Annotated in this window: 17 protein-coding genes, 1 tRNA gene, 4 pseudogenes and 1 CRISPR repeat array; of the genes and pseudogenes, 8 read left to right on the forward strand and 14 right to left on the reverse strand. The window is 46.7% G+C overall.

The window, feature by feature from the left end:
* Nucleotides 1-117 precede the first annotated feature (117 nt).
* The 3 genes from cas1 (at nucleotide 118) to DYC63_RS06780 (ending at nucleotide 4519) form a co-directional block, all read left to right on the forward strand.
* Entirely contained in the window at nucleotides 118-1029 is a 912-nt protein-coding gene (cas1, locus tag DYC63_RS06770; RefSeq protein WP_115218530.1) for a type II CRISPR-associated endonuclease Cas1, read from the forward strand.
* Nucleotides 1022-1348 carry a CRISPR-associated endonuclease Cas2 gene (gene cas2 / locus DYC63_RS06775; RefSeq protein WP_115218531.1) on the forward strand — a complete coding sequence of 109 codons (327 nt, stop codon included), beginning with the start codon at nucleotides 1022-1024 and terminating at the stop codon, nucleotides 1346-1348. Before cas1 ends, cas2 begins: the two co-directional genes overlap by 8 nt.
* Before the next feature lie 64 nt (nucleotides 1349-1412).
* Nucleotides 1413-3164: a CRISPR direct-repeat array (repeat unit 36 nt; unit sequence ATTATAGCACTACGAGATGAGAGAGGGAGCTACAAC).
* A gap of 149 nt (nucleotides 3165-3313) precedes the next feature.
* Entirely contained in the window at nucleotides 3314-4519 is a 1206-nt protein-coding gene (locus DYC63_RS06780; protein ID WP_115218532.1) for an IS256 family transposase, read from the forward strand.
* Nucleotides 4520-5024: 505 nt separating this feature from the next.
* Here DYC63_RS06780 and DYC63_RS06785 read toward each other — a convergent pair.
* Complete coding sequence (locus DYC63_RS06785; protein ID WP_115218533.1) at nucleotides 5025-5537, reverse strand: PAS domain-containing protein; 513 nt, start codon at nucleotides 5535-5537, stop codon at nucleotides 5025-5027.
* Between the two features lie 208 nt (nucleotides 5538-5745).
* Here DYC63_RS06785 and DYC63_RS06790 point away from each other — a divergent pair, with 208 nt between their 5' ends.
* Together DYC63_RS06790 and DYC63_RS06795 are read left to right on the forward strand one after the other, a co-directional pair.
* A complete protein-coding gene (locus DYC63_RS06790; RefSeq protein ID WP_115218534.1) occupies nucleotides 5746-6621 on the forward strand; it encodes an IS982 family transposase in 876 nt (291 codons plus the stop codon).
* 93 nt (nucleotides 6622-6714) lie between these two features.
* Nucleotides 6715-6975: an IS630 transposase-related protein gene (locus DYC63_RS06795; RefSeq protein WP_218564573.1), complete on the forward strand. Its 261-nt coding sequence runs from the start codon at nucleotides 6715-6717 to the stop codon at nucleotides 6973-6975.
* A 74-nt stretch (nucleotides 6976-7049) separates the two neighbouring features.
* On the opposite strand, the pseudogene DYC63_RS13770 reads toward DYC63_RS06795, so the two are convergent.
* A pseudogene (locus DYC63_RS13770) lies at nucleotides 7050-7157 on the reverse strand (IS30 family transposase); the annotation flags it as partial.
* On the opposite strand from DYC63_RS13770, the gene DYC63_RS13775 reads away from it, so the two are divergent.
* Both DYC63_RS13775 and DYC63_RS13780 read left to right on the forward strand, forming a co-directional pair.
* Entirely contained in the window at nucleotides 7128-7403 is a 276-nt protein-coding gene (locus DYC63_RS13775) for a transposase (protein WP_425452131.1), read from the forward strand. The pseudogene DYC63_RS13770 and the gene DYC63_RS13775 overlap by 30 nt on opposite strands.
* Nucleotides 7404-7656: 253 nt before the next feature.
* Entirely contained in the window at nucleotides 7657-7752 is a 96-nt protein-coding gene (locus tag DYC63_RS13780) for a hypothetical protein (RefSeq protein ID WP_425452132.1), read from the forward strand.
* Between the two features lie 9 nt (nucleotides 7753-7761).
* On the opposite strand, the gene DYC63_RS12385 is transcribed toward DYC63_RS13780, so the two are convergent.
* The 9 genes and pseudogenes from DYC63_RS12385 to DYC63_RS06835 all read right to left on the reverse strand — a co-directional run bounded on the left by DYC63_RS12385 (nucleotide 7762) and on the right by DYC63_RS06835 (nucleotide 14830).
* On the reverse strand, nucleotides 7762-8025 hold the full coding sequence (locus tag DYC63_RS12385) for a hypothetical protein (protein ID WP_147284941.1): 264 nt from the start codon (nucleotides 8023-8025) through the stop codon (nucleotides 7762-7764).
* A 69-nt stretch (nucleotides 8026-8094) separates the two neighbouring features.
* Nucleotides 8095-8169: pseudogene (locus tag DYC63_RS13785) on the reverse strand (IS1/IS1595 family N-terminal zinc-binding domain-containing protein); the annotation flags it as partial.
* A gap of 259 nt (nucleotides 8170-8428) precedes the next feature.
* Nucleotides 8429-8755, reverse strand: a complete 327-nt coding sequence (locus DYC63_RS06810; protein ID WP_115218536.1) for an HU family DNA-binding protein — start codon at nucleotides 8753-8755, stop codon at nucleotides 8429-8431.
* 202 nt (nucleotides 8756-8957) lie between these two features.
* Complete coding sequence (gene lon / locus DYC63_RS06815) at nucleotides 8958-10934, reverse strand: endopeptidase La (RefSeq protein ID WP_245888068.1); 1977 nt, start codon at nucleotides 10932-10934, stop codon at nucleotides 8958-8960.
* A gap of 74 nt (nucleotides 10935-11008) precedes the next feature.
* Nucleotides 11009-11275: pseudogene (locus tag DYC63_RS13160) on the reverse strand (LON peptidase substrate-binding domain-containing protein); the annotation flags it as partial.
* Nucleotides 11276-11282: 7 nt separating this feature from the next.
* Nucleotides 11283-12545: an ATP-dependent Clp protease ATP-binding subunit ClpX gene (clpX, locus tag DYC63_RS06820; RefSeq protein ID WP_115218537.1), complete on the reverse strand. Its 1263-nt coding sequence runs from the start codon at nucleotides 12543-12545 to the stop codon at nucleotides 11283-11285.
* Nucleotide 12546: 1 nt separating this feature from the next.
* Nucleotides 12547-13164: an ATP-dependent Clp endopeptidase proteolytic subunit ClpP gene (clpP, locus tag DYC63_RS06825; protein WP_115218538.1), complete on the reverse strand. Its 618-nt coding sequence runs from the start codon at nucleotides 13162-13164 to the stop codon at nucleotides 12547-12549.
* A gap of 198 nt (nucleotides 13165-13362) precedes the next feature.
* Nucleotides 13363-14685, reverse strand: a complete 1323-nt coding sequence (gene tig, locus DYC63_RS06830) for a trigger factor (protein WP_115218539.1) — start codon at nucleotides 14683-14685, stop codon at nucleotides 13363-13365.
* Between the two features lie 60 nt (nucleotides 14686-14745).
* Nucleotides 14746-14830, reverse strand: a tRNA-Leu gene (locus DYC63_RS06835).
* 104 nt (nucleotides 14831-14934) lie between these two features.
* Here DYC63_RS06835 and DYC63_RS06840 point away from each other — a divergent pair.
* Nucleotides 14935-15681 (forward strand): annotated as a pseudogene (locus DYC63_RS06840) (alpha-hydroxy acid oxidase); the annotation flags it as partial.
* Between the two features lie 262 nt (nucleotides 15682-15943).
* Here DYC63_RS06840 and DYC63_RS06845 read toward each other — a convergent pair.
* The 3 genes from DYC63_RS06845 to glgC form a co-directional block, all read right to left on the reverse strand.
* Nucleotides 15944-18442 carry a glycogen/starch/alpha-glucan phosphorylase gene (locus tag DYC63_RS06845; protein ID WP_115218540.1) on the reverse strand — a complete coding sequence of 833 codons (2499 nt, stop codon included), beginning with the start codon at nucleotides 18440-18442 and terminating at the stop codon, nucleotides 15944-15946.
* Nucleotides 18443-18647: 205 nt separating this feature from the next.
* The gene (glgA, locus tag DYC63_RS06855; RefSeq protein WP_115218541.1) at nucleotides 18648-20078 is read right to left on the reverse strand and encodes a glycogen synthase GlgA; all 1431 of its coding nucleotides are present in this window, start codon (nucleotides 20076-20078) and stop codon (nucleotides 18648-18650) included.
* A 48-nt stretch (nucleotides 20079-20126) separates the two neighbouring features.
* A complete protein-coding gene (gene glgC / locus DYC63_RS06860; RefSeq protein ID WP_115218542.1) occupies nucleotides 20127-21452 on the reverse strand; it encodes a glucose-1-phosphate adenylyltransferase in 1326 nt (441 codons plus the stop codon).
* Nucleotides 21453-21464 lie beyond the last annotated feature (12 nt).

A 21464-nucleotide genomic window follows, 5' to 3' on the forward strand; every position in this document is an offset into this window, starting at 1 on the left:
TGCTAATGGCTGCATCTAAATAATGGCAGCCATTTTTTATTACAAGAAAAAGAGGTAAGAATACAGTCTTTTGGAAATCTAGGAATTAGGGAATCATATCAGCATTAGGAGAGGAGTATGGCATGGCGTAGCATTGTAATCAGCAAACCTGCAAGGCTTTCCTTAAAACAAAAGCATCTTTTAATTGAGCAGGAAGAGGGTATTCCTGTTCCTTTAGAAGACATTGCCGTGATGGTGATTGAAGCGCGCGAAGTGGTTTTGACCGCGCCTTTATTATCGGCTTTGGCGCAAAATGGGATTACTTTGCTCACTTGCGATGAACAGTTTTTGCCGTGCGGACAATGGTTGCCGTTTGCTCAATATCATCGCTGCCTGAAAATTCTAAACTTACAAATGAATTTAAGTCTGCCGCAGAAGAAACAGCTTTGGCAAGGTATCGTTAAACAAAAAATACGCAATCAGGCGTGGCTGTTGGATTACAGTGGGCACGATATTGCCGCGCAGCGTTTGAAAACATTGGCAGAAAGCGTGAAATCGGGCGATAAAACTTTTCATGAAAGCCAAGCGGCAGCCTTGTATTTTCCTCTGCTCTTTGGACATGACTTCACACGCGCTCAGGAAAATATGATTAATGGCTGCTTAAACTATGGTTACAGTATCTTGCGTTCTGCGATTGCCCGCGCTTTGGTGCAATACGGATTTTTGCCCACGCTTGGCGTGCAACATTGCAGTGAACTTAATCCGTTTAATCTTGCCGATGATTTGATTGAGCCATACCGCATATTGGTAGATTTATTTGTGTATGAACAGATGATGCAAAATACGCTGCCCGGAGAGTTAAATACTCTATGGAAAAGCCGCCTAGTTGCATTATTGCATCATCAGATAAAACTGAATGGCAAAACTTATAGTCTGTTGTCGGCAATTGATCGAACAGTACAATCTTTTCAAACGGCATTGATACAAGGCGATTCTGGATTATTAAAGCTGCCTGAAATATTGCCATTAAAGGTGCAGGATTATGAGTGAGGCAAAATTTATGCGTTTGATAGTATTTTTTGATTTGCCTGTAACGACTGCTGCTAAACGCAGAGCGGCAAATCGGTTTCGCCATTTTTTGATTAAAGACGGTTATCAGATGCTGCAACTATCTGTATATGCGCGCATTGTGCGTGGTCGTGATGGTTTGCATAAACACTATACGCGCTTGCAGAAAAATTTACCTGAAGAAGGGCAAGTCCGCTGTTTAGAAGTTACGGAAAAGCAATATGCGAGCATGTTGATGCTAATCGGCGAAATGAAACCGCGTGAAAAAAAAGTCAATGCGAATCAGATTTTGCTATTTTAGCTCTTGAAAACTAGACAAGAAATTAGCGATAAAGCCTATAAAAATAGAGCTTTATCGCTTGGGTATTATAGCACTACGAGATGAGAGAGGGAGCTACAACTAAATCTAGTTTTTATTTGTGTAATCGTTTATTATAGCACTACGAGATGAGAGAGGGAGCTACAACGATAAGTGTGTCTGTTGTGTTTGCTCAGCAATTATAGCACTACGAGATGAGAGAGGGAGCTACAACGGATAGTCTTTATCAACAATCACTGCTGTTATTATAGCACTACGAGATGAGAGAGGGAGCTACAACAGTCCGTGCAGGCTTGTCTGATACGCCCGAATTATAGCACTACGAGATGAGAGAGGGAGCTACAACTAAAATGACCGCTTGTGCCTGTTCATCACGATTATAGCACTACGAGATGAGAGAGGGAGCTACAACCACAAAGTATTTCTCGCCGTCCTCGGTGTGATTATAGCACTACGAGATGAGAGAGGGAGCTACAACATCGTATATTTAATAGGTCATGTGTCAAAGATTATAGCACTACGAGATGAGAGAGGGAGCTACAACCGTTTTGTTGCCTCGGCTTGCAGCGGACGGATTATAGCACTACGAGATGAGAGAGGGAGCTACAACCAGCGAAGCACCGCTGCGCTTAGCGGCATAATTATAGCACTACGAGATGAGAGAGGGAGCTACAACCTACCTGAATTGGGCTCTACGAGCCTGTGCATTATAGCACTACGAGATGAGAGAGGGAGCTACAACCAGGATGGCACTGTTAAAGAAACCACGAAAATTATAGCACTACGAGATGAGAGAGGGAGCTACAACGAAGAAGTGAAGGCTAATTTCAAAGAAGTTATTATAGCACTACGAGATGAGAGAGGGAGCTACAACTAACTGTTATATCGAAGGAACAGAGGTCTTATTATAGCACTACGAGATGAGAGAGGGAGCTACAACTTGGCGGTAGTGCTTGATGGTCAAGATGATATTATAGCACTACGAGATGAGAGAGGGAGCTACAACATATCAATGGGGCGCTGTATGTGGAGCGCAATTATAGCACTACGAGATGAGAGAGGGAGCTACAACGGTTTAGGCATGAAATGCGCATTACCGCTCATTATAGCACTACGAGATGAGAGAGGGAGCTACAACCGCAGATGTGTTTTGGCGCGCTCTAAGCTAATTATAGCACTACGAGATGAGAGAGGGAGCTACAACGAAGCAGTCCGGCGGTAAGTGTGCCGCGCAATTATAGCACTACGAGATGAGAGAGGGAGCTACAACTACTTGGGTTCCGCTACGCCTAGCCAAACCATTATAGCACTACGAGATGAGAGAGGGAGCTACAACTCGTCTGCTTCGCATTCTCGCTCTGTGTTTATTATAGCACTACGAGATGAGAGAGGGAGCTACAACTACTTGGGTTCCGCTACGCCTAGCCAAACCATTATAGCACTACGAGATGAGAGAGGGAGCTACAACTCATGCGAGCCACCATACACATCAACATCCATTATAGCACTACGAGATGAGAGAGGGAGCTACAACGTCAAGCCCAGCTCCAATTCCATCCGCTGCATTATAGCACTACGAGATGAGAGAGGGAGCTACAACTTAAATCTTTGCAGGATGCGCTGCAAAAGGATTATAGCACTACGAGATGAGAGAGGGAGCTACAACCTCAATACCACCGATTACCCGATTGAGATTATTATAGCACTACGAGATGAGAGAGGGAGCTACAACCAAAAGCCTTGATACACGCCACCATGCGTAATTATAGCACTACGAGATGAGAGAGGGAGCTACAACTCAGGCATGCGATGCCAATTGAGTTTTAATATTATAACCTGAGTTCGGGATAAGCACCTCACTAAAAAATAAAGAGCAATTGTGATAATCTAGGTAGTGTTCAAAAAACTGTGTCACTCCCATAAACTATCCAGAAAACAAGGAATGACATTATGCAACACTTTGACTTTAACGAAGCTTTAAAAGCCATCCAAGCAGGTAAGCCCATCACAGGCAGTGATGGGGTCCTAGCCCCGCTTATTAAACAACTTACTGAAGCAGCTTTATCAGCTGAAATAGAAAGTTATCTTGGGCAGAATCTCAATAGTAATAACCGCCGTAACGGTTACAGTAAAAAGACGGTCAAATCGGCACTTGGCAGCTTCGAACTTGAAACTCCTCGTGACCGCAATGGAGAATTTGAGTCTGTCTTAGTCAAGAAACACCAAACTAAGCTCAGCCCTGAAATAGACAATCATATCTTATCGCTGTTCTCGCACGGGATGAGCTATAGCGCTATCAAAGAGCACATTAGCGAGATTTATCAGCTTGAGGTTTCAGAAGCCGCCATCAGCAGTATCACCGACCAACTTATCCCACAACTTAAAGCCTGGCAATCCAGAGCACTGGATAGCGTTTATCCTATCGTATGGCTTGATGCTATTCACTATAAGGTCAAAGATGAGGGACGCTATGTCAATAAAGCAGTCTATACACTGTTAGCCCTCAATACCGAGGGGCATAAAGAGCTTATTGGACTTTACTGCTCTGAAAGTGAGGGTGCCAATTATTGGCTGTCTGTGCTGACGGATTTACACAATCGTGGTGTAGAAGATATTCTTATTGCCTGTGTTGATGGTTTAAAAGGCTTCCCTGAAGCCATTGAGGCGATATTTCCTAATACCGAGGTACAGTTGTGCGTGATTGATCAAATCCGTAACAGTATTCGTTACATAGCCAGCAAGGAGCAAAAAGCCTTTATGTGTGATTTAAAGCCTGTGTATAAGGCGGTTAATAAAGAATCTGCCGAATTGGCCCTTGATGAACTCGACAGACTCTGGGGCAGTAAATATCCTGCGGTGATAGCTTCTTGGCGAGAGAAATGGCATTTACTATCGGCTTATTTTAAGTACCCTGAGGCAGTCAGGAAACCCATTTATACCACCAATACGGTTGAAGCGCTGCATCGCCAGTTTCGTAAGTTGACTAAAACTAAAGGTGCTTTCCCCAATGAAAACAGCTTGCTTAAATTACTGTATGTGGCTATGTTAAATGCCGGTGAGAAATGGACAAGACCTATCAACAATTGGGGACAAACTATGATGCAGTTGTCTATCCATTTCCCCGGGCGCTTAGATAAGGTGATGAGCCTTTGATTGAACTGACATAGATTTCTGAACGCCCTCTTCAACGTTAAACTTGAACTTTAAACAGTTTAATAATGTAATTATTTAATTTTGTCGGATTACTTAGATTAGATTAGATTAGATTAGATTAGATTAGATTAGATTAGATTAGATTAGATTAGATTAGATTAGATTAGATTAGATTAGATTAGATTAGATTAGATTAGATTAGATTAGATTAGATTAGATTAGATTAGATTAGATTAGATTAGATTAGATTAGATTAGATTAGATTAGATTAGATTAGATTAGATTAGATTAGATTAGATTAGATTAGATTAGATTAGATTAGATTAGATTAGATTAGATTAGATTAGATTAGATTAGATTAGATTAGATTAGATTAGATTAGATTAGATTAGATTAGATTAGATTAGATTAGATTAGATTAGATTAGATTAGAGATTGTGTGGCGTTATAAAATAAAAGCGGTGAGTTTGGACATCACCGCTTTTTACTTGTTTGATGGGGCTGTTTAGGCGTTTTCTTCAGCGCGCATTTGCGCGTAGCGTTCTTCATATTCTTTGATAGTGTCGCGATCAATACGGCGACGTACTGAATGATAGCCGACAATATTATCATCTTTATCGCGAATAGTGGTTACGGTGGCTTTGACCCAATAGTAACCGCCGTCTTTGCGTAGGTTTTTTACCATGCCAATCCAAGTCCCGCCTGTTTGGATGGTTGTCCAAAGATCTGCAAAAGCAGCTTTAGGCATATGTGGATGACGCATAAAAAAATGTGGTTGTCCGATAATTTCTTCTTTGGTGTAGCTGCTGGCATCGACAAAGTCTGCATTGGCATGCGTAATGAAACCGTCTAAATCGGTGCGCGAAACAATCATCATGTTGTGTGGGACGATGTATTGCGAGTCCGTAAAGAAGACCTCGCGTGAAGAGCCATCATGGTATTCCATAAAGGCGGTTTCAATAGAAGAGATAGAAGTGTGGGAAGGAGGTTTTTCCATTTTTGGAAGTTCGTATTTCATGATAATTTTCCATAAAAGATTGTAAAAAAAATTATCAATTGAAGGTATCAATTGAAGGTATCAATTGAAGGTATCAATTGAAGGTATCAATTGAAGGTATCAATTATACCATAACCTGAGTTCGGGATAAGCACCCCACTAAAAAATAAAGAGCAATTGTGATAATCTACTGTTTTGACAAAACAAACCATCACAAAAGCCCTTTAACATGGAATATCTTACAACACTTTTCTGCCAAGTAGATGATTTTTGTAAAACATTTGAAGCAGACTTTAACCGCACACTCATCAGCAAACCCAACAGCAGAAACCGAAAAGCCTCTATCAGTACTTCCGAAATCATTACCGTATGGATCTATTTCCACCATATCCGCATACGTGATTTCAAAAGCTACTATCTATGGCAAATTAAAACCATTTGGAAAACAGCATTCCCCACCATGCCAAGCTACAATCGATTTATCGAATTAGCACAACGTGCATTACTTGCTATGTTGGTTTTTCTCAGTACTCAAATGGGGAAATGTACAGGCATCAGTATCGTGGATTCCACCATCTTATCTGTTTGCCACAATCGTCGAATTCATAGGCATAAAGTGTTTAAAAACATTGCTCAACGTGGCAAAAGCAGCATGGGTTGGTTCTATGGATTCAAACTTCATGCAGTGTTTAATCATGTAGGAGAGCTAGTCAATTTCTGCCTAACGGCAGGCAATGTTGATGACCGTAAAGGCTTACGACAAATGGCAAACAAACTGTTTGGATTGTTGGTTGGGGATAGAGGCTATATCAGCAAAGAGTTAAGCGATTGCTTAGAAAAGAGATACAACATCACTTTACTGACAGGCAAGAAAAAGAATATGGAATCCCCGCCCCAAAGTCCTGAACAAAAAAGGTTGTTAAAACAAAGATGTGTTGTTGAAACGATTTTTGATCAGTTAAAGAATCTATGCCAAATTGAACATACTCGCCATCGTTCAGAGAAGGGATTTTTGTTGAATCTGATTTCTGGATTAACGGCATATTGCTTGTTTGCGTATAAGCCGCAGATGTTTGGGAAGAATGCTTTGGCGGCTGCTAAATAGAGGTGGCTTATCCCGAACTCAGGTTATTATAGCACTACGAGATGAGAGAGGGAGCTATAGTCAAGGAATCCAAAAAAGGTTACACTAAAACTTATGGCATACTCAAAAGATTACAGACAAATGATATTAGACAAGCTGGCATCAGGTCATAGCTACAGAAAGCTTGTTGAAGAATATCGACTCAGCGCAACAACTATTCAACGTTGGAAGAAAAGCATAGAACGCAAGAAGTACGAACGCAAACCGGCAAAAATCGATAATGAAGCTTTAATGGCTGACGTCCAAGCTTATCCTGATGAAATTGCTATGAACGGGCAAGACGCTTTAACTGTAGCGACAGAGCTATTGCCATAGCATTAAAACGTGTCGGCATTACTCGAAAAAAAAGACCTTAATTCACATCCGAAAGCAGACAAACAACAGCGCCTATAGTCAAAGAATTGAAAAAGTATTACGGCGTTGGCTCGCCTTGCCGTACGCTCTTGTACTGTCTACGGCTCGCCGCCTTGTACTACTTTTTCACTTCTCCGACTATATTATTTCTTAAGCAGTTAGCGGCATTTGAAGCTGAAGGCAGAACACTGATTTACTTAGATGAAAGCGGCTTTAAATCTCATGATAACAGAGCTTACGGCTATTCCCACAAAGGCCGTCCTTGTTTAGGAAAGTACAACTGGCAACTCAAGAATCAAAGCAATGCTATGGGGGCAATACATAAGAACAAGTTGTTTGCGGTAGAGCTTTATGATTGCAGTATTAATAGTGATGTATTTCATTGTTAGGTAGAAGAATTGCTGTTAACACAATTGCCTGAAAACAGCGTCATTATTATGGACAATGCCAGCTTTCACAAAAGACAGGATACCCAAGAGCTTATCGCAGATGCGGGACATCATATAGTCTCTTAACTTCAAAATGAGATTATTCTAAGCGCTTCTCCTGACAAAATGTGTATCTCTAAGTCTCATTTTGAAGTTAAGGTACTATATTTTATGGCTGCCGCCATACAGTCCAGATCTGAACCCAATCGAGAAAATGTGGGCTTGGCTTAAACGTAAACGTAAGGATTGGCGCTTAGATTGCATCGATAAACTATTCTTTTACTTCCTGTGGATTTGTTACTCTTTTTGATTTCCTTGACTATATTCCTTTTTCTTGTAGCTCTCGTATGGCTTGTCGATACAGCGTATTGCTTTTTGATTTAACTTCGCTGACCGATAAGGCTTGTCGGCTGATGCTGTTATACAGCACCATCACACCAAATTTACGTCCAAAGTAGGTAGTATCCATGATGATATTGACTGATGAATAATGCCGTTGTTCAGGCTCTCTAAGTTGGGCTTGTTTGAGATATCTAGCAATGGTTTTACGGTTGCAGGAAAAACGTTGGGCGAGCTCTTGCATGCTTTGTTTGCCGCTACTATAAAGTGTCCACAACTCTTGAGGGTTAAGACGCTTTTTGCTGCTAAAACGCTTACCGCATTGCCGGCATTTGTATCGTTGCTGATGATTTTGTCTGCCGTCTTTTTTGACCTGTTTTGAGCCGCAGAAAAAGCATTTTTTGTGTTCAAAGCTTTTGACCTCGCTAAAAGCTTTACAGAATAAGGCTTTTCAAACTTTTTAGCATCTAAAATGTCCCTTTGCCCAAAAATTTGTGTCAATCTCATAAACTATTCAGAAAACTAGGAGTGTTCTTGTGTAATATTTTAATTTTAATTAATATTTAATCAATTTAAGTGGTCAAACTCATCACAGGTTTTAGATAGTAAATAAAAAGACGGCTTAAGCCGCCTTTTGCAAAAGAAGCTTATTTTTTAGCTTTTTTAGGAGCCGCTTCTTTTTTAGCCGGTTTTTCATTTTTTTGATTGACCGCATCTTTTAATTTTTTACCTGCTTTGAAAGCGGGCGTGGTGCTAGCGGCAATTTCTAATGCCTTGCCGGTTTGCGGGTTGCGACCGGTGCGTGCGGCACGTTCGCGAGTCTCAAATGTGCCGAAGCCGATGAGGGTTACTTTATCGCCTTTAACCAAGGCTTCAGTGATGCTGTCGCAGAAAGCATCAATGGCTTTGCTTGCTTCCGCTTTGGTGATGTCAGCCGCGGCTGCAATGGCATCAACTAATTCCGTCTTGTTCATATTCCATGTACCTTTATGAGGGTTGATTAAGATGTGGTGCAAGCACCAGCGGTGCTGATTTTTGCAGATTATGCAGGTAAGTGTCAAACTTTTTTAATTTCTTATAGGTTGAAAATGCACAAAAAAATGCCTAGAAATCGCTTTCTAGGCATTAAAGATATTTGAAAATAAACTTATCTTATTGAAAGGTAGAGTTTATTTTTCAATGTGCATGTTTGCTCATATTACCGTCGTTTTGCAGGCTTTGCACAGGGATAAAGGCTTTGCTGGGCGTGCTTTCTTCGGCAAAAACGCGGGCAAAGACTTCGCTGACGTGGCTGACGGCGATAATTTCAAGGTCTTTTTTCACGTCTTCAGGCACGTCGCGCAGGTCTTTGACGTTGTCGCTAGGGATTAAGACGGTGCGAATTTCTCCGCGCTGCGCCGCCAGCAATTTCTCTTTTAAACCGCCGATGGCCAGCACGCGCCCGTGCAGGGTAATTTCCCCCGTCATGGCGATATCGCCGCGTACTTTGCTACGCGTGAATGCGGAAAGTAGGGCGGTTGCCATTGCAATACCCGCGCTTGGGCCGTCTTTGGGCGTCGCGCCTTCCGGCAGGTGCATGTGAAGGTCGTAATCGGCGAAGCGGAAATCACTGTCATGCGCTTCCAAATAGTGGCGCACAACGGTTAATGCCGCTTGAATCGATTCTTTCATCACATCGCCTAATTGCCCCGTATGGGTCAATTTGCCTTTGCCGCTGAAGGCGGCGGTTTCAATCTGAAGCAGTTCGCCGCCTACGGAGGTCCATGCCAAGCCCGTAACGCTGCCGATTTTAGGCGCAAGGTCTTCGTCGCTGCGGCGGTATTTCGCCACGCCGAGATAGTCTTCCAGATTATCGCGCGTGATTTTGACGCTTTTAACGCTTTTATCGTGCAATTTGCGCACCGCTTTGCGTGCCAATTTGCCGATTTCGCGTTCCAAATTGCGTACGCCAGCTTCGCGCGTGTAATCTTCCACCACTTGGTTTAAGACGCCTTTTTGCAGCACGAATTCTTTTTCCGACAGGGCGTTTTCTTTACGCTGACGCGGCACGATGTAACGCTCGGCGATGTGCAGTTTTTCGCGCGTGGTATAGCCGGGAATGCGGATGACTTCCATGCGGTCTAATAGGGGAGCAGGGATATTCAGGGTGTTGGCGGTAGCGATGAACAGCACTTTGGACAAATCGATATCGGTTTCCAAATAATGGTCGCTGAAGCTGCTGTTTTGCGCAGGGTCTAAGACTTCCAACAGCGCAGAAGCAGGGTCGCCGCGGTGGTCGCTGCCGATTTTGTCGATTTCATCCAATAAAATCACAGGATTGTTGCTGCCTAGTTTGCACATTTTCTGCACGATTTTGCCCGGCAAAGCGCCGATATAGGTGCGGCGGTGTCCGCGGATTTCCGCCTCATCATGCACGCCGCCTAGGGAAATGCGGTCGAAATCGCGTCCTGTGGCTTCGGCAACCGATTTGCCTAAAGAGGTTTTGCCTACTCCCGGCGGACCGACAAGGCAGATAATCGGGCTTTTGTTGTTTTTATTGCGTTTTTGTACGGCGAGATATTCGATAATCCGCTCTTTCACATCCGCCAAGCCGTAATGGTCGCGGTCGAAAATGGCTTCGGCTTTTTCAAGGTCGTATTGGCTGCGTTTGCGCTTCGACCAAGGATAATCAATCATCCATTCTAAATAATTGCGAATCACGGTGGCTTCTGCCGACATGGGCGACATTTGCTTGAGTTTGTTTAACTCACCGACGGCTTTTTTCTCTGCCGCCGCCGGCATTTTGGCTTCTTTGATTTGCGCTTCGAGCTGTTCGGTTTCGCTCAATTGGTTTTCGTCAAGGTCATTCAGTTCTTTTTGAATGGCTTTGATTTTTTCATTGAGATAGTATTCGCGCTGATTTTTATCCATTTGCTCTTTCACGCGTTTTTTAATCCGCTGCTCGAGTTTGGCTTTGTCTTTTTCCTCTTCCAGCAAAATCAGGACTTGTTCCAAACGCTGCTGGATATTGAGCGTGCCTAGGATATTGATGCGCGCTTCGACGGGAATATCCATATGCGCGGCAATGGTGTCGGCAATGCGTCCGCCGTCCCAATGGCGCGTTTCCGCGCCGTCATGCTTCCAATAGCGCGGCTGAACAGCATCATCGCCCACGTCCCCGTAAAACCGCCGACCAAACATTCGCCATTATCTTCGATATGCGCGATTTTAACCCGCGCAATGCCTTCTACTAAGACTTTGACCGTGCCGTCGGACATTTTCGCCAATTGCACGATGCGTCCAAAGGTCGCAATTTCATGCAGGGCATCCGGCTCAGGGTCGGTAATATTCGGGTCTTTCTGCGGTACCAGCAATAATTCCTGTGAATTATCCATAGCTTTGTCCAGAGCGCTAATCGATTTCGGGCGCCCTACAAAGAGCGGCACGATGACTTGCGGGTAGACGGCAATATCGCGCAGTGAAAGAATCGGATAGAGTTTTGTTGTATCGTTCATTTTTTCCTTAGGCTTTGGCTTTGTCCGCTAAAGGCGGCAGTCCGTTTTCCACATCGTCTTTATCGATGACGATTTTGCCGCTGTGCGGCACGCTGGGCAAATCGAACATGGTGTCTAGCAATAATTGCTCCACGATAGAACGCAGACCGCGCGCGCCTGTTTTGCGCGCAATCGCTTTTTTGGCAATCGCTTCCAGAGCGGCAGGCGTGAATTCCAGTTCCGTGTCTTCATAGCCGAAAATGTGTTGGAATTGGCGCACAATCGCGTTTTTAGGTTCGGTCAGGATTTTGACCAAGGCGGCTTCATCAAGCGTATCTAAAATCGTTACAATCGGCAGACGTCCGACAAATTCGGGGATGAGACCGAATTTGACCAAATCTTCAGGCTCGACTTGCTGGAACAAGGCGCGATCCGCTTCGCCGGTCATGGTTTTGCTGCGCACAGTCGCGCCGAAACCGATGCCGCCTTGGTCGGTGCGCTGGGCAATAATGCGTTCCAAGCCAGCAAAAGCGCCTGCACAAATAAAGAGAATATTGCCGGTATCGATTTGGGTCAATTCCTGCTGCGGATGCTTGCGTCCCCCTTGCGGCGGCACTGATGCTACCGTGCCTTCAATCAATTTGAGCAATGCCTGCTGCACGCCTTCGCCCGAGACATCGCGCGTAATCGACATATTTTCGCCTTTGCGGGCAATTTTATCGATTTCGTCAATATAAACAATGCCGCGTTGCGCACGCGCCACGTCGAAATTGCAATTCATCAGCAGTTTTTGCAAGACGGTTTCCACGTCTTCGCCCACATAGCCGGCCTCGGTTAAGGCGGTGGCGTCGGCAATTGCAAAAGGCACATTGAGGAATTTTGCCAAAGTCTGCGCGAGCAAGGTTTTGCCCGAACCGGTCGAGCCGATCATCAAAATATTGCTTTTGGCGATTTCCGCGGCATCTTGATCTTTGGTTTCGTTCATACGCAAGCGTTTGTAATGATTATAAACGGCTACGCAGAGGGCTTTTTTCGCCGCATCTTGCCCGATAATGTATTCGTCCAGGAAATCTTTGATTTCGTGCGGGGTTGGCAATTTATCCGCCAGCACCGGATCGGAAGGCGCATCCGCCTGCAATGTGTCGGCGGCGCCTTGCTCGGCATCATCATCCAAGAGATCGCTGCACAAATGAATGCAGGTATCGCAAATGGCAATGCCGTCAGGACCGGCAATCAAACGCCGGACTTCGGATTCTTTTTTACCGCAAAAAGAACAATGCTGTTCGCTCATCTTAATTTCCAACTTTCAAATTCTTACGGCTGACGACAATTTCATCAACCAATCCGTAGGCTTTGGCGCGTTCCGCACTCATGAAATTATCGCGCTCGGTATCGCGGGCGACGGTTTCAATATCTTGACCGCTGTGTTTAGCGAGCAATTCATTCAGGCGCTCGCGGATAAAGAGAATTTCGCGGGCATGAATATCGATGTCGCTTGCTTGACCGCGGAAACCACCCAAAGGCTGATGAATCATCACACGCGAATTGGGCAGGGCATAGCGTTTGCCTGCCGCGCCGGCATTGAGCAAAAAGGCGCCCATGCTGGCGGCTTGTCCGAGCACCATGGTGCTGACGTCAGGTTTGATGAATTGCATGGTATCGTAAATCGACATGCCGGCGGTTACGGAGCCGCCGGGGGAGTTGATGTAAAAGTGAATGTCTTGCTCGGGATTTTCCGCTTCCAAGAAGAGCATTTGCGCCACGACTAAATTGGCGCTGGCATCATTGACTTCGCCGACTAAAAATACCACGCGCTCTTTCAGCAGGCGCGAATAAATATCATAAGAGCGTTCGCCGCGCCCTGTTTGCTCAACCACCATCGGGATAAGCATATTGGAAATACTGTCCATCATAACTCCTTCATATTTGACTATTGCCCTTATGGGGATTGTTTGGGCAAATGCAAGTTCGGCAAAGAAAAGGGCGGTATTATACCGCCCTTTGCCGCGTTTATTCGCTTAACTTCTTCTCAAATCAAATGAAGATTGCTTTAGCTTGCCTGAAATTCAAAGCAAAATTTCAGACAAGCCGCTCAATATTGATTCGGTTTAGTTGCGGATTTGGCTGTTGATTGCCATCACTTCTTGGAAGGTTTTGTCTTCGAAGCTTTGCGTGGCTTTTTCGTACAATTGATCAATCAATTGCTCTTCTAGAATGGAAGATTCCAAAGCCATGCGGGCTTGTTGGTCATTTTTATACCAATTCTTCACTTCGCTCGGGTCTTCATAAGTAGAAGCGATGCTGTCCAAACGCGCTTCTACACGGCTTTGATCCAATTCGATGTTACGCTCATCAAACAATTTGCCTAATAAAAAACCGAGTTGCAGACGGCGTTTGGCTTGCGGCTCGAACAATTGATGCAATAATTGATGGCGTTGCTCGGCATCAGGAATTTGCTTAGACAATTGAATTTCTTCGCCCATACGGTGCATTTCTTGGTCAAGGCTGGCATGCGGCACGATTTGATCGCCGTTATGCTCCAATAAAGCGTCGAACATTCTTTCGCGGCGGATGCGGCGCAAAGCGTTTTCCAGCTCGCGTTCCATGTTTTCGCGAATGGCTTTTTTAAATGCCGCTTCGTCGCCGGCTTCAATGCCGAAACGTTTGATAAAGCCTTCGTCCAATTCAGGTAAATGCATTTCTTCGATTTTTTTCACTGTTGCGGTGAATTGCGCGGTTTTGCCCGCCAAATCTTCGCTTGGGTAATTATCCGGGAAACGCACGTCGAAGGTTTTTTCTTGATTCAAGGTCATGCCTTTTAAGCCGTCTTCAAAATCCGGCAACATTTGGCCGCTGCCGATTAATACGGCAATGCCTTCGCCGCTGCCGTCCTCAAAGGCTTCTCCGTTGATACGGCCGACAAAATCCACGGTAACGCGGTCATTTTCCGCACTGGTTTTTTCCGCATTTTCGCTGAAAGTAGCTTGTTGGCGGCGCAAAGTCTGCACCATTTCTTCAATGTCTTTGTCATTGATTTCGCTTTTCGGCAGGGTAACCGACAAATTATCCAAGCCTTTGACTTCTACTTCGGGCATGACTTCAATCACGGCTTCAAATTTCAGCGCTTCGCCTTCTTTGACACCGCTGATGAGGTTGATTTGCGGCGGCGCCACCGGCTGTAAATCGGTTTGTGAAACGGCTTCGCGGAAAGCGGTATCGATTTCATCGCCTAAAACATCGCGGCGCGCGCTGTCGCCGTAGCGTTGCTTCATGATTTGCGGAGGAACTTTACCCGGGCGGAATCCGTCCACGCGCACGCGACCGCGAATGGCTTTTAAACGCTCAGTAGTAGCGCGGTCGATTTGCTCAGCTGGCACTTCAATGGTGAATTTATGGGCCAGACCTTCTAATTTCTCGACAGATGATTGCATAGTATCCTCAAATCTTTACAAAAAATAGGTAAAAAAAATGCGCCACAAGGCGCAGTATTCTGGTGCGAAAGGAGAGACTCGAACTCTCACGGGCTACCCCGCTGGAACCTAAATCCAGTGCGTCTACCAATTCCGCCACTCTCGCAATGTGTGAAAGCGCGCATTATACGGAGCAATGGATGATAGTCAATACTCGCTGCTAAGAATTTTATGTTTGAATTCCATTAGGCTGAGGTAGAAAATACATAATTGATCGATCGTGCGAAAGCGGCAGGTTGTTCGGCTTTAGTGGTAACTTTGGATTTGCAGGTTTTGGGACAGCGACACAAGGATATTAAAAACGGCTTGTCCACATCGCCGAAACCCAGTTTGAAGAATTAGCTGAATCTTGCTACGAAACTCACATGGTGTTGGCATATGTCACGCAGCAAGCATCGTACTTTCGGCAATATTGTAGGACATGTGGCGGATGTGAAGGATATTCGCTCTTTATCGTCATGGACGGCGGAGCAATTTGATTTAGGCCTGAATTGGGATTTGATTAAGCAAATTCGCGATTATTGGCAGGGTAAGCTGATTTTAAAAGGAATTATGGAAGTTGAAGATGCCTTATTGGCGCTTGAATACGGCGCTGACGCGATTGTGGTGTCTAATCATGGCGACCGGCAATTAGACGGGGCGCTTGCCAGCATTGAGGCATTGCCTGCGATTGTGGATGCGGTGGGCGATCGTATGGAGGTGTGGTTTGACGGCGGGATTCGCGGCGGTCAGGATGTGTTGCGTGCTTGGGCATTAGGCGCAAAAGGTACCTTGATTGGGCGCGCTTATATTTACGGTCTGGGTGCTTATGGTCAGGCAGGGGTGAAAAGGTCTTTGGAGATTATTCATAAGGAATTGGATGTTTCGATGGCTTTTTGCGGACATACACAGCTTCGCCATGTTGGGAAAGATATTCTCGTTGCCCATACTTGCCCGCTTGCCCAGCCGTCAAATTAAGGCTTTGCCTTAGTTTCATTCGCTCAAATTTAAGAGTAAGAGGACTGCAGGCAGTCCTCTTATTTATAGCCAATTCAAAAAATATAGCCGATTCAAATTGCAATGATACGGCGTCGGCTTGCCTTGCCGTACGCTCTTGTGCTGTCTGCGGCTCGCCGCCTTGCCTTATTTTTATTTCAATCGACTATACAACACAAGATTTTTGCGTATCGCTTTGAGCGGTATAGAGCCAAAAGTTTCAAGTATTTGTTTTGAATTAACGCTATGTTTTATACGGCTTTGCTGCTGAGGGTTTATTGATTCTTTCCACCAGCGCTTCGCTATCCAAGGGAATGTCGTCCAAGGGATCGATTTTCCAGATGTTGCGCGCATAATCCATAATCGAGCGATCGGAAGAAAAATAGCCCATATTGGCGATGTTCGCCAATGCGGCACGCTGCCATGCTATCGGATCGCGGTAGAATTCGCTGATGCGGTTTTGCGCTTCAACATAGGCGTGGAAATCGGCAAAGGATTGATAGTAATCTCCGAAGGGGCTGAATAAGTCTTGATAACGCGTGGGATCATCAGGGGAAAATGCGCCATTGCTGACTTGCTGCACGATATGGCTTAAGGCGGCATCTTGCTCGATGTAGCGCATCGGCGAGTAGCCTTCGCGGCGCAGTTGTTCGACTTCTTCAATGGTGTTGCCGAAGATGAAGATATTGTCTTTGCCCACGGCATCTAAGATTTCTACGTTTGCGCCGTCAAGCGTGCCGACGGTTAGGGCGCCGTTGAGCGCGAATTTCATATTGGAGGTGCCGGAGGCTTCTGTGCCGGCTAAAGAAATTTGTTCGGAGATATCGGCGGCGGGAATAATCATTTGTGCCAAGCTGACGCCGTAATTGGGAATAAAGACGATTTTGATCAAATCGCGGATGCGGGCATCGTGATTGATGATGTTTGCCACATCATTGATAAGATGAATGATTTTTTTCGCCATATAGTAGGCACTGGCGGCTTTGCCGGCAAAGATGAATACGCGCGGCTGCCAATCGGCGTCCGGATTTTCCAGTATGCGGTAGTAGAGATCCAAAATATGCAGGACGTTCATGCTTTGGCGCTTATATTCATGAATGCGCTTGATTTGCACGTCGAAAATGGCATCGGGATTGAGCGTGATGTTCAATTGTTTTTTAACATAGTCGGCGAGCGCTTGTTTATTGTTGCGCTTGATATGCGCCAATTGCTGCAAGAAGGCTTCGTCATCGGCAAATGTATTCAGCTGGCTGAGTCGGGTGAGGTCTTTGCGCCATGTGCCGCCGATTTTATCGTCGATTAGTGTGGCGAGTTGCGGATTGGCAATGCCGATCCAACGCCGGGGCGTAACGCCGTTGGTGACGTTGGTAAAGCGTTCGGGGAAGAGTTTGGCAAAATCGGCAAAAATGGATTTCACCATTAATTGCGAATGGAATTTCGCGACGCCGTTGATTTTATGCGAACCGATGACGGAGAGCCAAGCCATGCGCACTTTGCGTTCGCCTTCTTCGTCAATGATGGATACGCGGCGGATTAAGTCATGATCGTGCGGATAGCGTTCTTGGACCTGTTTGAGGAAGACTTCGTTGATTTCCAAAATGAGTTTCAAATGGCGCGGCAAAATCATGCCCAACATGTCCACCGGCCATGTTTCTAAGGCTTCGCTCATGAGGGTGTGGTTGGTGTAGGAGAAGATGCTTTGGGTCATTGTCCAAGCCTGCTGCCAGTCATAGCCTTTTTCATCGATGAGGATGCGCATAAGTTCGGGAATGGCAAGGCTGGGGTGGGTGTCATTGAGATGAATGGCGATTTTATCGGCAAGATTGTCGCAGCTGCCGTATTGGGCTTCATGGCGGCGTACGATGTCTTGCAGGGAAGCGGAGCAGAGAAAGTATTCTTGGCGTAGACGCAGTTCGCGTCCCTTAGTGGTGGAATCGTCAGGATAGAGGACGCGCGAGACGTTTTCCGAAGCGTTTTGCTTTTCCATGGCGGCAAAATAATCGCCGCGGTTAAAATCCGCCAAGCTGAAGACTTTGCTGCCGGCCTGAGCCGTCCATAAACGCAGATTATTGGCGAGATTGACGTCATAGCCTGGCACCAGATAGTCATGGGCTAAGGCGGTGATTTCATCGGCGCTATGCCATAGGGTGCGATTGCCTTCTTCCTGCACATAGCCGCCGAATTGGATTTTATAGCGTTTGCTCGGGCGTACATAAGGCCAAGCGATTTCATGACTTGTCCAGTTGTCCGGCATTTCGACTTGTTCGCCTTGCGCATTGATTTCTTGACGGAACATGCCGTATTCATAGCGGATGCCATAGCCCATGGCGGGGATTCTCATGGTGGCGGTGCTGTCTAGGAAGCAGGCGGCAAGACGACCCAGACCGCCGTTGCCGAGTCCCGGATCCGGTTCGGCATTGATGATGTCATCAACATTTTGTCCGAGCGCTTCAAGAGCGGCTTTAATGACGTCGTACATTTCCTCGGCGATGAGGGCATTGCTGAAGGTGCGGCCCATGAGAAATTCCATGGATAAATAATAGACTTGCCGGCTGCCTTTTTCTAAAGTGAGGCGGCGGGTTTCGAGTCGTCCTTCGGTGCTGATGTCTCTGACCACGCGCATGGCGGCATGCAGCCAGTTTAGTGTGGTGGCTTCTTTGGGATCGCAACCCAAGGCGAAGATGAGTTTATGGATGATCGCGTTTTTAACGCGCTCGACATGTTGCGGATTCGTGGCATTCATCAAAATTTCCTTACTGGTTGAAACCCCTCCCTTTAGGGAGGATAATCTTGTGGGAGAGGTGTAACCTCTTCCAATTCAGGGTAACACGTAGAGCGACGCTTTATGTGTCGCTTTGTGTGTTGAAACATAGAAATTTCCCTAAATAAAAACGGCTGCTATTGTAGCAGTCGTTTTTTTCTTGTCTATCAAATATTAGTAAATTATTTCAACTGATTAAACGTCGATAAATTTGCCGATATTCTTGGGCTGCCTGCGTCCAGGTAAATGCTTGCGCCATGGCATTGCGGCAGAGATGCTGCCATTGCGGCTGCTGCTGCCAGAGCTTGAGAACGCGGCGGCAAACGGCGAGAAAATCGACAGAGTTTGCTTCGCCAAAGCTGAAACCGGTGGCTTGTGTGCCGCCGGTATCGCTGTCGATTACCGTATCCGCCAAGCCGCCGGTACGGCGGACTAAGGGCAGCGCGCCGTATTTAAGGGCGTAGAGTTGTGTCAGTCCGCAGGGTTCGAAGCGGCTGGGCACCAGTATCATATCGCTGCCGGCAAAAATACGGTGCGCAAGGGCTTCGTCATAGCCGAGGTGTAAGCCGATGTGCTGCGGATATTGGGCGGCGAGGGTTTGGAAGCGTTCTTGCAGATGCGGCGCACCGCTGCCCAAGACAATCATTTGCACTTTTTCTTTGAGCAGTTCTGGCAATGCGTCCAACACAATATCCGCGCCTTTTTGCTCGGTCAGACGGGCGACCATGCCGATGAGCAGGGTTTTCTTATCCTGAGGCAGGTGGAAATATTTTTGCAGGGCGCTTTTATTGACGGCTTTATCGGCAAGTGTGGCGGCGCTATAGGTTTTGTCGATGAGCGGATCGTGGGCGGGCTGCCAAATGTTTTCATCGACGCCGTTCAGTATGCCGACGAGATGACCTTCGGCGGCACGCTCCGCCAAGAGTTGATGAAAACCCGCACCGGCAATCGATTCGGTGATTTCGCGCGCGTAAGTGGGACTGACGGTGGTGATGAGGTCGGCATAGAATAAACCGGCTTTGAGGTAGGACAGTTCGCCGTAAAATTCCAAGCCGTGCATAGAGAATGCCTGCCAAGGCAGTTCTAATTCGGGTAGATGATGGGCGGCAAAGCGTCCTACATAGGCGATGTTGTGAATGGTGAAAACGCTTTTTACGGGGCTGTGCCAATGGTGTAAATAGGCGCAGGCCAGTCCCGCCTGCCAATCATGGGCATGCAGTACGTCGGCGCGTCCCCACCACTGGTCTAATCCTTCCGCCAATTGCGCGCCAAGATAAGAGAGCAGGGCAAAGCGGCGGTAATTATCGGGGTAGTCTTGATAATGTTCGTCATGATAGGGATTGCCGCCGCGAGCAAAGCATTGCGGCGCATCCAGCACATAAATGCCCAAGCCTTGATAGTAGACAAAGCGGATGGCGGCAGTGCCGGCAAAGGTCTCGCGTCTGGCGACTTCCACTGTTTCGCCCAATTGCGCGGCGACTTGCGGATAATAGGGCAGCAAAACGCGGACGTCTTCTCCCTGTGCTTGCTGGCTGAAGGGCAGGGCACCGAGTACGTCTGCGAGTCCGCCAGTTTTCATCAGCGGATACATTTCCGAGCAGATATGTAAGATTTTCATAGGGTTTCCTTGCGCATAAAAGACCGGAGTACCGGCCTTTTCTTAGGGTTAAATGGTATGTTGCAGACCGATGTCCACATCGCGTTCGTTTTCCGGCTTGAGTTTGTCCAGCATTTTGCGCGTAACTAAAATGATGCCTTCTTTACTGACTCGGAAGCGGCGTGCATCTTCTTCGGCATCCACGCCGATTTGCATGCCGTTCGGAATCACGCAGTGGCGATCGATGACGCAGCGGCGCAGTATGCAATTTTTGCCGACGGTGATTTGTGGCAGTAAAACGCTGTATTCGATAATGCTGTCTTCCTGCACGGTGCAGCGCGAAAATAATACGGAATTGCTAATTTCCGCGTCGGTAACCACGCAGCCGCCGCTAATCAGGGAATTGTCGAGGGTGCGTTCGCGCGGTTTGCGGTAGAAAAAGCGTGCCGGTGCGGTTTGCTGCGGGCGACCGTGAATGGGCCAAGTGTCGTCGTATAAATCCAGCTGCGGTTTTTCGCTGACCAAGTCCATATGCGCCGACCAATAGCTGTCAATCGTGCCGACATCGCGCCAGTAGATGCTGCCGGTGGTGTTGCGCCCTTTGCAGGAACGCTCGAAGGGATGGGCGTAAAGCGTGCCTTCTTCCACGGCTTTGGGAATGATGTCTATGCCGAAATCATGCGAAGTCTGCGGATTGACGACTTCGCGGTCGAGAATGTCATAAAGATAGTCGGCGTCAAAAACATAGATGCCCATCGAGGCAAGAGAGGAATTGGGGCGGTCGGGCATGGCGGGCGGATCATCGGGTTTTTCCACAAAGGCTTGGACTTTGAGTTTTTCATTGACGGACATGACGCCGAATTCATGCGCCTTATCGCGCGAGACTTCGATGCAGCCCACGGTGCAGCGCGCGCCGCTGTCGAGATGATCTATCAGCATTTGCATGTAGTCCATTTTGTAGATGTGATCGCCGGCTAAAATTAGCACGTATTTGGGGCGGTAATGCGATTTCATCATCGCCATGTTTTGATAAACGGCGTCGGCAGTGCCGCGATACCAAGTCTGGTCGTCCAATTGCTGGCGGGCGGGCAGCATATCGATGTATTGATTGCGCTCATAGGGCAGAAAGGACCAGCCGCGCTGCAAATGGCGGAGCAGGGAATGAGCGGCATATTGGGTGATTACGCCGATTTTCAGCAGATTGGAATTGATGCAGTTGGATAAGGCGAAATCGATAATGCGGCGGCTGCCGCCGAAATAAACCGCCGGTTTGGCACGTTTGTCGGTGAGTTCGTATAAACGCGAGCCGCGTCCGCCGGCGAGAATCAGCACGAGAGTATCATTAGCGAGGTCTTGCGCCGAATAGGGGGCACTGGTGTTGGTGTTGGTATTCATGGATTCTCCTCT

The organism is Suttonella indologenes (genome assembly GCF_900460215.1).
GTDB lineage: Bacteria > Pseudomonadota > Gammaproteobacteria > Cardiobacteriales > Cardiobacteriaceae > Suttonella > Suttonella indologenes.